Here is an 11,075-nt window from a genome sequence, read left to right as displayed (position 1 = left end):
GGGTTGAGCCGCGGGGCGAGGTGCGGCGAGGACGATGGGGCGGTTCCCACAGGCGATCATGGAGGTCCTCCCATCGTGGAATCCGCCGCTTCGGTCAGTCGTTCCGTCACCTCGCCGGCGCCCGCGCGGCCGCCCCGGCGCCGGCTCTCGGCGTGGCCGCCGCGGGCGAGGTCGCGCCCGGCGCGGGTGCTCGCCGTGGCCGGCACGGCCGCCGTGACGGCGCTGGTGCAACTGTGCGTCCTGACGGGTGCCGCCGGGCCGGCCGCGGCGGCCGGCCCGGGCGGGCGGAGCGGTTCGGAGGGACCGCGGCAGCCCTGGACGGTGAACGACTCGTCGCACCGGCCGGGTGCGGGCGCCCCGCCGGTGTGGGGGGCGTGCCCGCAGCAGGAGCCGGGTCCCGCGCCGGTGGAGCGGGACCCGCGCCAGCAGTGCGCACAGCTCGCGGTCCCGCTGGACTACCGCCGCCCGCACGGCCGGCAGATCCGGCTGGAGATCTCCCGGATCCGCTCGGGCGCGGCCCACCCGCTCGCCCTGATGATCGGTCAGGGCGGCCCGGGCTTCGGCGGCCTCGACCTGCCCTCGCAGGAGGAGCGGGCGCTGCCCGCCGCCGTGACCGCCCGCTTCGACCTCTACGGGCTGGACTACCGCGGCATCGGCGCCAGCAGCCCGCTGGACTGCGGCATCGCCCCGGCCGACCGCACCGAGGTCACCGGCATCCCCTACCCGGCGGCCGATGGCGACATCTCCGGGACGGTCGCCTGGGCCCGGCGGGTCGCGCACGACTGCGCCGCCGACGCCGGGCCGGAACTGCCGTACGTCAGCACGGTGAACATCGCGCGGGACATCGACCGCGTCCGCCAGGCCCTCGGGCTGCGCACCCTCTCCTACACCGGCGTCTCGTACGGCAGTTACGTCGGCGCCGTCTACACCTCGCTCTTCCCGACGACGTCCGGACGCGTGCTGCTCAACAGCGTGGTGCCACCCGGCGGAGTGCGCGACGCGATCCGGCACAAGGGGGAGGCGGTGGAGTCCGCGTTCACCCCCTTCGCGCGGTGGGCCGCGGACCAGGACGCCGACTACCACCTCGGCGCCACGCCCGAGGCCGTGCGCCGCTTCGTGCTCGCCACCGCCGGCGCGCTCGACACGGACCCGCTGCCGCTGCCGGACGGCCCGGCGCTCACCGGCAACCTGCTGCTGGAGGCCCAGGAGGTCCTGCTGGAGCAGACCGCCTACTGGCCCGTCCTGGCCCGGCTGCTGGCGGGCGCCCACGCCCGGTCGCTACCGGCCGGAACCGGCTCCTCCCTGCCGTGGGCCGCGGAGATGACGGACAACTTCGTCGCCGCGCAGGACGCCGTGGTGTGCAACGACGTCGCCTGGCCCCGCTCCCTCGCGGGCTACCGCGCGGACGTCTCCCGCAGCGCCGAGCGCTATCCGCTGACGGCCGGATCACCGCGCAACGTCTGGCCCTGCGCCTTCTGGTCCACCCCCGCGCCCGACCGCGCCCCGGACCTGAACCCGCACGGTCCGGCGAACATCCTGCTGGTGCAGAACACCGCGGACCCCTCGACGGCCGCCTCCGGCGCCGAGCGGACCCGGGCGGCCTTCGGGCACCGCGCGGGCATGGTCACGGTGGACGCCGCCGGCCACGGCGTCGACACCTCCCGAGGCTGCGTCGGGGACGCCGTCACCCGGTTCCTGCTGGGCCACGGCACCCCACGCTCGGGCGCCTGCCCCGCGCAGGACGCCGGGCCCGCCCCGGCCGCCGGCCGGTACTGACGGGAGCGGCGGTCACCGGCGGGGCCCGAAGACGGTGGCCCGTTCGGGCCGCGCCGGGTCGTAGTAGACGGTCACCACGTCGCCCTCGGCCGTCTCGGGGCGCCCGATCTCCTCGAACCGGACCAGACGGCCGTCGGGCGCGGTGAACTCGTAGGTCTGGTAGCGGGTCGTGCCCATGACCTCGAACCCTTCGGGCTGCCGCACCACCTTCACCCGCACGCACCGCGCCTGGGCCGTCACCCCGCTGGCGCGCGCGGCCTCCAGGTGCCGCCGATGCCGCGCCATGCTCACCACCACGGCGACGGCGGCGACCCCGACCACGGCCCACAGCACCCCGAACGACCCGCCCATTCCCTGGCTCCTTTCTCCGACGTACACCTGTGGAGACGCCGTCGCGGGCGATACGGATGCGCCGCGGGCCGTCATGATAATGCGCTGCACGCTGCTGAGTTCACTCTGCCGGGACGGCCGGGGCCGCTGGGACCTCCGGGGGCGTCGGGGCGGCCGGGGGAAGGCGGCGATCGCGTCGGCGAGGGCGGCCGGCGCCTCCAGGGGGATCAGGTGGCCGGTCCCGGGCAGCACGGTCAGCCGCGCGTCGCCGAGGTGCGGCAGCAGGTGGGAGCGGAGCACGTCGACCGGCTCGACCCGGTCGTGCTCGCCGGCGACGACGAGGGCGGGCACGTCGATCGCACGGGTGCGCGCGGTGATGTCCTCCGCGATGCCGTGCAGCGGCCATGCGACGCGGGCCGCGTCGGCGCAGGAGCGCGAGTCCTCGACGATCCGCGCCCTGACCGTCTCCGGCAGGTCGGTGGCGGTGAGGACCTGGTCGCGCGCGGCGGCGACCGACTGCGCGGAGTCGTAGGCGTGCGAGAGCCGCTCCCGGTACGCGGCGGTGACGTGCGGGGCGGGCCGGGCGGGACCGGGGGCGACGAGGACGATCCCGCGCAGGTCCGCGGGCCGGTCCGCCGCGACCAGTTGCGCGACCTTGCCGCCCATCGAGTGCCCGACCAGGACGTGGTCGCCGACGCCGGCCCGGTCGATCAGGGCCGACGTGTCGTCCGCGAGCGCGCGCAGCGTGTACGGCCCGGGCAGGCCGCGCGAGCGGCCCCACCCGCGGAAGTCGACGGCGAGGACGTCGCGCCCGGCGAGCCGGTCGGCGACCAGGTCCCAGGTGCGGGCCGAACCGCCCCAGTAGTGCAGGAGCACCAGGGTGGGACCGGTCCCCGGGCGGTGGTCGTAAACGGGCAGCAGCGGCTGTCGGGTGGGGTGCATCGCTCGTCCTTCGCTCGGTGGTCTGCGGCGGGACGCCGCACGTCCCATTGCACTGCCGCAGCGGCCGCGGGGCATCGGCGGGACCGGTCGGCCCATGGTGGAAAATGGACAGGTGGACGCGATCCGGCAGATGACCTACGCACCGGTGGGGCACGGCGGCGCCCTCGTGGAGACGATGACCTTCAACCGGCTGCGCGAGCTGAACGACGGCGGCACGCAGCGCGCCGACTTCTATGTGCTCGCCCTCGTCGACGGCGGCCGCGGGTCGGTCACGGTGGACTTCCGCCGGCACCGGCTCGGCGCGCGGTCCGCGGTGTGGGTCGCGCCCGGCGCGGTGCACCGGTGGGACGACGTCGCCGGGGTCGCGGGACACCTCGTGCTCTTCGTGCCGACCGCGCCGGTCACGCCGGGCACCCGGGAGGTCGTCGCGTTCCCCGACCCGGCCGCGCGGTGGAGCGTCCCCGACGCGGACTGGCCGTTCGTCGACGCCGCGCGGAACCACCTCCTGCTCGAAGTGCCGCCGGTGACCGGGCCGGGCGCCCGCGCGGCCGGGCCGCCGGCGGAACTGCCCGGCATCCTGCTGTCCGCGCTGCTCGCCCGGCTCCGGCCGCCGCACGGCGACGTGCCGTCCGCCGACCCGGCGTCCGCGCTGTTCCGGCTCTTCCGGGCCGCGGTCGAGGCCGACTTCAGGCAGCACCACGACGCGGGCCACTACGCGCGGGCCCTGGGATACGCGCCGCGTACGCTCTCCCGGGCGGTCCAACGGGCCACCGGCCGCACCGCGAAGGCGTACCTCGTCGAACGGATCGTCCTGGAGGCCAAGCGCCTGCTCGCGCACGACCGCCTCACCGCGGCCGGCTGCGCCGCCGCCCTCGGCTTCCCCGACGCGTCCAACTTCTCGGTGTTCTTCCGCAACGCGACCGGCGCGCGCCCCGGCGCCTGGCAGAGCGCGGCCGGGGCTCCGGGCGCCCTCGGCGCCCAGGGCGCGGCCGGCCCGCTGGGCGCGGCTACTGCGGCAGGACGCACACCGGCGCGGTGACCGCGAGCGGATCGCCCGCCGGCGTCAGCGCGCCCGTCGCCCCGTCGCGGGCGAACACCGCGACCGTCCCGGAGTTCTGGTTCGCCGCGAACAGCCACGCGTCGCCCGGCGCGAGGGCGATGTGCCGCGGGTAGGCGCCGCCGGACGGGACGGCGTCGAGGAGCTCCAGCCGCGCGCCGCCGTCGGCGACCCGGAAGCGGGCGATGCTGTCGTGGCCCCGGTTGGACACGTAGACGAAGGCGCCGTCCGCGCAGACGGCGACCTCCGCGGGGTAGTTGCGCTCGGCGCCGCCGCTGCCGGCCGGGACCGTGGGCAGCGAGTCCCCCGGCGTCACCGTCCCGGTGTCCGGGTCGTAACCGCACACGGTCAGCGAGTCGCCCAGCTCGTTCGCCACGTACAGGAACCGCCCCGAGGGGTGGAACGCGGCGTGCCGCGGACCTGCGCCGGCCGGCGCCTTCGCGGTCGAGACGCCGGTCAGCCGGCCCGAGCCGGTGTCGAGCCGGTAGGTGTACACGGTGTCGGTGCCCAGGTCGACGGCGAGGACGAACGCGCCCCCCGGGTCGTTCAGCACCATGTGGGTGTGCGGACCGCTCTGCCGGTCGGGGTCGGGGCCGGACCCCGTGTGCTGGACGAGGTCGGTCCGCTCGCCGAGCGACCCGTCGGCGGCCAGCCGGTGCACGGCCACGCTGCCCGAGCCGTAGTTCGCGGTCAGCAGATGTCCGCCGGCCCGGTGCACCGCCAGGTGGCACGGTCCGGAGCCCCCGGCGGCGCTGCTGTTCAGCACGCGCGGCGCGCCGCCGCCGACCGCGACCGCCGTGACCCGGTCCTCGTTCTCGTCCACCGCGTAGAGCAGGCCGTCGCCGCGGGCGGCGAGGAACGACGGATCGGCCACCGAGGGCAGCGTCCCGGACGGGCTGACCGAGCCGGAGCCGGGGTCGTACGTCATGACGGCGATGCCCGGCCCGCCCGAGGAGGTGTAGGTGCCCGTGTACAGCGGCCGCGGTTGCTCCTCGACGGCGGAGGCGTGCGGCGCGGGCCCGGGCGAGGTGCGGCCCGCGGCGCCGTCCGGGGCCTGCGCGCGGTCGTCACGGACGGTGGCCGCGCCGGCCCGCGACGACCCCGCGACGCCGAGGAGCGCGACCCCGGTCGCGGCGCCGAGCAGGCGCCGCCGGGACGGATGCGGGGACGGCGCCGGCCGCGCGGGCTGCGCCGACCCCGCCGGCCGCGCCGGCCGGGGAGGGGTGGGAGCGCCGGGGGAACGGGCGGAGTCTTCGTCACTCACGGTGGTGCCCTTCGTCGTGGGGGGACGACTCCATTGTGGAACGAGGAGGCGACGCGGCGAAGGGGCGCCGGGGACGGGCGAGGGCTCAGGGACGCGCGGCGCGCGGTGTGCGCAGGCGCTTCAGGGAGAAGACGAGGTTCGACGGGTTGACCCGGGCCGGCAGCACCGCGCCCTCCACGATGCCCTCGAACCCGTCGCCGGTCAGCTTCTGCGCCGCTTCGAAGTCCTCGAACCCGCTGCCGGTGACCCGCACATGGATGTCCAGCACGTCGTCGGTGTCGCGGCCGGGCAGCAGCACGGCGGAGAGCACGAGGGCCTCGGCGTCCACGCCGTGGTCGGCCAGCGCGATGGTCTGCGCGCGGTCGGCGCGGTAGGAGGTGAAGACGCGGTACCCCATGACGGCGACGAGCAGGGTGGCCAGGAACGTGGCCGCGAGGAGGATCCAGTCGCCGGTGGACTCCATGTCCTGCGTGAACGCCGAGACCACACAGAACACGGCCGCGCCGGCGCCGCCGACCAGCAGCACCAGGCCGAACAGGTAGGCGAACCCCGCGACGACGGGGTTCTTGGGGTCCAGCAGCGTCGGCTCGCCCGCACGGTCACCGGTTGGCATGCCCGCACCTTAACCGCGTGCCGGGCGCGGCCGGTACGGATCGCGGCGCAGTGGGCAACCACCGAGTAAGCCGCAGGGGAGGGCCGCGTCGGCGGTCGCGGCCGGCCTGGCCGACCCCGGCCTGCCGGCGCCGCGTGCGGCCCCGGGCCCGGCGGCCCGCACGCGCGTCCGCCGCGGACGGCCACCTCGCGGTGTGCCCTCCACGGCGGACGCCGTCACGCGGGGGGTCCGGTCAGCCGTGTCCCCCGTGCCGGTAGGGCGCGCAGACGTCGCCCTGGTGGCCGACCGGCGGCGCCGGCGTCCCCGGCGCGGTCACGCCGTCGTCCTCGCGGACGGTCACGGTGCCGAAGTCGTCGGCTCCGAGCACACCGCCGGTCGAGTCGGAGACGGCGATCTTGTACGAGGTGGTCGCGGCGGTGCCGGGGAGGGTGTCGCCGGTGAGCGGGATCGGGACGGCCCGGCAGAGCGTGCCCGGCGGGAAGACGACCTGCCGCATGGCCAGGCCGACCTTGCCCGTGGTCGAGCCGATCGCGGTCAGGTAGGCGGTGACCGGGGTGCCGCTCGGGCGGGACAGGTGGACCGCCACATGGGCGGTGCCCGGCCCGTCGCCCTCCTCGACGGTCGCCGAGGCGACCCCGACGGCCGTCCGCGGGTGCGCGTCCGGCCGGCCCAGGCCCGGGGTGTCGAAGGACAGGTCGGACAGGTACGCCCCGCCGGCGGCCGTGCCGTCGGCGCCGATCGCCGGGGTGAAGGCCACCGAGGCGATCCTCGCCAGGTCCAGGTGCGCCGCGCGCAGCGCCGAGGTGGGCACGTGCACCTGCTGGAGGACGATCTTGCCGAGGCTGGTGGACGGGCCGGCCGGCATCCGCCGCACTCCCCAGGGGTTGAGCCGGGAGACCAGGTCGCTCCAGGTGCGCCCCGCGGCGTCGGTCACGCTCAGTGTGATGTCGGTGCCGGTGGCGACCGTCTCGTCGGGGGACATCCCGACGCTCATCTCGGCGTAGCGCGAGACGTCGCGCTCACCGTGCGGAACGGTCACGGTGACCGATCCGTCGGCGCCGGTCCAGGTCAGATGGGTCATCGGGTTGAGCGGGACGTTCGGGGCGTAGTTGGCGGGAGTCCAGTACGGGACCTGCTGGTTGGTCAGCGTGCTGCCGGGGACCGTGCAGAACGGCAGCGCTTGGGGCAGCGTCCGCCCGTACTTGCTGGCGCACACCGTGGCCGTCACGTCGCCGGTCGCGCTGGTGAGCGGCGAGGCCTGCTGGAAGGTGTCCAGGTCCTCGCGCAGCGACGCGGGCTGCTGGGCGACGGTGCGGACGTCGGCGAAGTCCGCGACGGACGGGGGCTCCTGGCCGGAGCCGTCGAACATGCCCTGGAACCGGGTCTGCCCGCCGAGCGTCGCTTCGAAGAACCCGGCGATGTACGCCGAGCCCACCTGGTACTCCTGCGCCGCGGTGAGCCGGATGTTCTGCCCGGACGCCAGCGCGGCCGCGCTGGTGCCGCAGACCGGGTCGTCCGCCTTCGACCAGTCGTCCGAGGCGCCGGGATACGGCGGTGTCCAGGACGAGTTGTAGAAGTCGTGGTCGGTGCCCATCACCCACAGGTCCGAGCGCGCGACGTCGTCGTCGAAGGCGCCGTCGCGGGAGTCGGCGTAGAAGTGCTGGCCCTGCTGGTCGGAGACGTCGCCGTCGCAGTACGGCAGCAGCGTGGTGGTGATGACGTCGGGCAGGGTGGCGCGGGTGAAGTCGATGGGCGCGAGGGCGAACACCGACTTGATGTTCCAGGGGTGCGCCAGGGACTCGTTGAGGGTGCCGGCGGTGACGACGCCCTCGCCGCCGCGGGAGTGGCCCATCAGCCCGATGCTGTCGAAGTCCATGGAGCCGACGAGCCGCTCCGGGGTGAGGGTGCCGCCCGGGTAGGTGGCGCGTCCGGCCTCCAGCGCCTGGCCGAGCGTCACGTTCCTGTCGGTGGCGGCGTCGTGGTAGCTGACGGGCTGTCCCCGGTCGGCGGCCTTGAGCATGGTGAGGGTGTCGAGCACCAACCGGCCGCGGGTGCCCGCCCCGTCGTCCGGGGAGAGCTGGTTGTCGTTGGCGTTGATCGCGTTGGCGGAGATCGACACGACGGTGAAGCCGTCGGCCGCCAGCGCCTCGCCGGCGCCGTCGTAGCCCGCGTAGCTCAGGATCGGCGCGGTGCCGGCCGGACAGGGCCAGCCGCTCGCGCCCTTGAAGGTGGTGGTGTTGTAGCAGGCGCTGTGCCGGCCGTGCAGGAAGATCACCAGCGGGTGGGCGCCGTGACCGGTCGGCAGGTAGACGCGGCCTTCGAGTTCGCCGCGTATGCCGCCGATGTCGGCCAGCGGGATCGACTGCGTGCCGAAGTTGTAGTCGGCGATGGTGTATCGGCCCCTTCCGACGGTCGTCGGGTCCCCCGCGGTGCTGTCGGGCGGTCCGCCGGGCCGGTTCTTCCGGGCCTCCCGCTGGGCGCCCAGCAGCGGGCCGGCGGGCGGCACGGCGGCCGGGCCGGACGCCGTGCCGTCACCGCCGCTCGACCACCGCCAGGCGACGCCCTTCGTCGTGGCGACCGCGGGGTCGGTGGTGGTCACGGTAAGGGTGCGGCCGTCCGGCGACTCGGCTGCGGGTCCGAGGTCGGCGCCGCCCGCGGTCAGCACGGGGACGTCGTCCTTCACCGGGAGGGGGGCCGCCAGCCGCAGGGAGACGACGTAGCCGCCCGCGGCCCGGCTGACCTGCCAGCCATCGCCGGAGTCGACGACGGACGGGCTCGCGCCGGGGGTGTCGGCGGCGGCCGGAAGGGCGGCCGAGAGCGCCGTGGCGCCGAGGGCCAGGAGCGCCGTGGCCAGCACGGTGAGCGGGCGCCGCGGCCGGCGTCTGGATATGAGCGGGTTCACTGGTCGCACCTCACGCGGACTCGGCCGGTCGGGACGAGGGCCGTGCGGCGCCGGCCGCGTCCGGATCGTCGTGCGGGTAGGGGTAGAAGGCCGTGCCGAGCTTGGGCAGCCAGCCCACCGTGGCGATCGGCGTCGAGCCGTCCCCGGGGTGCTGCGGGGGCAGTCCGGCGTTGATCACCGGGCCCCAGCCGACGGTGAGGAAGGTCATCGCAGCGCCTCCTCGGCGATCAGCGGGTCGTTCGACAGCTCCGGCGGTGCGGCCGGTTCGACGACCAGGCGGTGCGGCGCGAGCTTGGGGGTGGCAGTCGCGACGTCGGGGTCGGGCGGGGCCGCGGTGTGGTATTCGGGGAAGCGGTCCTGGTAGTCGATCGCCGCCTGGACGATCTGCGGCTCGCTGAACCGCGGCCCCCAGAACTGCGCGGCGATGGGCAGGCCGACGGTGCTGTCGTAGCCGACGGGGAAGGAGACCATCGGCCAGGTCAGCGCGTTGGGCAGCTGGTAGTAGGCCCGGTAGACCGGGAAGCCGCCGCCGGTGCGCAGGCCGATCTGCGCGCCGAGCGACATCACCAGCATGAAGTCCACGCCCGCCGCGTCCAGGGCCGCCTGGTAGTTGGCCTGCAGGGTGCGGCGGCGGTGCTCGCCCTCGACCCGGACCGAGGCGGGGACCGCGCCGCCGAACCGGGTGGCGGACTCGAAGGAGGCGGCGGTCTCGCCGGGCGCGCGGCGGCCGTACTGCGCGAGCAGGGCGGCCGCCTGGTCGGCGGGCCGGGTGGCGGCGAAGTCCTTGACCGCGTCCCAGTAGCCGATCTCGTAGCGGTTGGGGCTGAGCACCGCGGAGGACGGTGATACCGGGGAGCCGTCGACGGTGGCGAGCACGTCGGTGCTGGCGAAATAGGGGTCGTTGGCCGGGACGGTGACGTCCAGGCCGGCGAAGTCCTTCACCGTCGCGCCCAGCGAGACGAGTTGCTGCTTCAGCCGCTTGAACGCGGCGAGGTGGTCGGCGTCGTAGACGTCCTGCGGGGAGACTCCCGTGCGGATGCCGGCGCTCGTGCGCATCCAGTCGGTCTGCGGGACGCCGATGGTGATCCCGGCCAGCGGCTTGCGGCCCTTGCGGGCGGTGAGCGGCATGGCGGGGAACGGGTCGGGCGCCGACAGGCTCAGCGGGTCGTCGGCCGGGTCCGGGCCGAGGATCACCGACAGGATGAGGGAGGCGTCGCGCACGGAGCGGGCGAGCGGGCCGAGGACGTCGTACCCGGGGGACAGCGGCATGAGGCCGCCGACCGGGCAGGTGCCGAGCGAGGGCTTGATGCCGCTGGCGCCGTTGGCGGCCGACGGCATCATGATGGAGCCGCCGGTCTCCTCGCCGATGCAGGCCGCGGCGAGCCGGGCGACCGGCGCCACGCCGGAGCCCTGGCTCGAACCTCCGGGCACGTACGCCTTGTTCCAGGCGTTGCCGGCGAAGGTGCCGGTGATCGAGCCGGAGAAGGCCGAGGCGATGGTGTGGCCGAGGATCACCGCGCCGGCCTCGCGCAGCCGCTGGACGACGGTGGCGTCCCGCAGCGCGGCGTTGCCGTCGAAGGCGTGGCTGCCGTCCTTGGCCTCCAGGCCCTTGACGGCCACGGAGTCCTTGATGCCGAACGGGATGCCCAGCAACGGCGGGAGCGGCGCACGGGTGTGCCGGGCGCGGGCGAACGCCGCGTCGGCGGCGGCCGCTTGGGCGAGCGCGCCCTCCCGGTCGATCCGGACGAACGCGTTGTAGAGGCCGTTGTCGCCGTAGGTCTCGAACGGCCCGTTGAAGCGGTCGATGCGGTCCAGGTACGCCCGGGTGACCTGGACGGCGGTGACGACGCCGGCCCGCAACAGCGCGGCCAGCTCCATCACTTCGTAGTCCACGAGCCGGCGGCGCTTGGGCAGCGACGCCGCGGCGGGCAGGGCGTCGGCGAACGCCGCGGCGGCCGAAGCGCCGCTCGCCGCGGGCGAGTCGGCGACGGCGGGGGCGACGGCGGCGGCCGACACCGCGGCGGCTCCGGTCACGGCGGCCGCGCCGCCGAGCATCGCGCGGCGGCTCAGCCCGCGCGAGGGGGAGTCTGTTGGGGCGACAGCGGCGTCGGAGTCCGGAACGGCGGGGGAGACGGAGGAAGCGGAGGAGGCGGGGGTACGGCGTACTGGCATGTGCGGCTTTCCTGTCCTC

At 75.7% G+C, this 11,075-nt stretch carries 8 protein-coding genes and 1 pseudogene; 2 read left to right on the top strand and 7 right to left on the bottom strand.

What is annotated here, in order from left to right; translation table 11 throughout:
• Nucleotides 1-195: 195 nt before the first annotated feature.
• The gene (locus VSR01_RS03140; protein WP_326447754.1) at nucleotides 196-1,776 is read left to right on the top strand and encodes an alpha/beta hydrolase; all 1,581 of its coding nucleotides are present in this window, start codon (nucleotides 196-198) and stop codon (nucleotides 1,774-1,776) included.
• A 12-nt stretch (nucleotides 1,777-1,788) separates the two neighbouring features.
• Here the strand turns inward: VSR01_RS03140 and VSR01_RS03135 are convergent, their stop codons facing one another.
• Both VSR01_RS03135 and VSR01_RS03130 read right to left on the bottom strand, forming a co-directional pair.
• Entirely contained in the window at nucleotides 1,789-2,061 is a 273-nt protein-coding gene (locus VSR01_RS03135) for a DUF3592 domain-containing protein (protein ID WP_442785636.1), read from the bottom strand.
• 225 nt (nucleotides 2,062-2,286) lie between these two features.
• Nucleotides 2,287-3,048 (bottom strand): annotated as a pseudogene (locus VSR01_RS03130) (alpha/beta fold hydrolase); the annotation flags it as partial.
• 94 nt (nucleotides 3,049-3,142) lie between these two features.
• Here VSR01_RS03130 and VSR01_RS03125 point away from each other — a divergent pair.
• Nucleotides 3,143-4,087 (top strand): AraC family transcriptional regulator, encoded by a 945-nt coding sequence (locus VSR01_RS03125; RefSeq protein WP_326447753.1) that lies wholly within the window; start codon nucleotides 3,143-3,145, stop codon nucleotides 4,085-4,087.
• Here VSR01_RS03125 and VSR01_RS03120 read toward each other — a convergent pair.
• From VSR01_RS03120 to VSR01_RS03100, 5 genes are all read right to left on the bottom strand, one after another.
• The gene (locus tag VSR01_RS03120) at nucleotides 4,056-5,369 is read right to left on the bottom strand and encodes a lactonase family protein (RefSeq protein ID WP_326447752.1); all 1,314 of its coding nucleotides are present in this window, start codon (nucleotides 5,367-5,369) and stop codon (nucleotides 4,056-4,058) included. The two genes, VSR01_RS03125 and VSR01_RS03120, sit on opposite strands and share 32 nt — an antisense overlap.
• 85 nt (nucleotides 5,370-5,454) lie before the next feature.
• A complete protein-coding gene (locus VSR01_RS03115; RefSeq protein WP_326447751.1) occupies nucleotides 5,455-5,982 on the bottom strand; it encodes a hypothetical protein in 528 nt (175 codons plus the stop codon).
• A 232-nt stretch (nucleotides 5,983-6,214) separates the two neighbouring features.
• Complete coding sequence (locus VSR01_RS03110; protein ID WP_326447750.1) at nucleotides 6,215-8,884, bottom strand: hypothetical protein; 2,670 nt, start codon at nucleotides 8,882-8,884, stop codon at nucleotides 6,215-6,217.
• Nucleotides 8,885-8,894: 10 nt separating this feature from the next.
• Nucleotides 8,895-9,092: a hypothetical protein gene (locus VSR01_RS03105; RefSeq protein ID WP_326447749.1), complete on the bottom strand. Its 198-nt coding sequence runs from the start codon at nucleotides 9,090-9,092 to the stop codon at nucleotides 8,895-8,897.
• Nucleotides 9,089-11,056 (bottom strand): amidase, encoded by a 1,968-nt coding sequence (locus VSR01_RS03100; RefSeq protein WP_326447748.1) that lies wholly within the window; start codon nucleotides 11,054-11,056, stop codon nucleotides 9,089-9,091. The genes VSR01_RS03105 and VSR01_RS03100 overlap by 4 nt, the downstream gene beginning before the upstream one ends.
• Between the last annotated feature and the right edge of the window lie 19 nt (nucleotides 11,057-11,075).

The sequence above is a fragment of the Actinacidiphila sp. DG2A-62 genome (assembly GCF_035825295.1).
GTDB lineage: Bacteria > Actinomycetota > Actinomycetes > Streptomycetales > Streptomycetaceae > Actinacidiphila.
The sequence above is the reverse complement of the archived record's forward strand: the minus strand, read 5'-3'. Positions and strand labels throughout refer to the sequence as shown.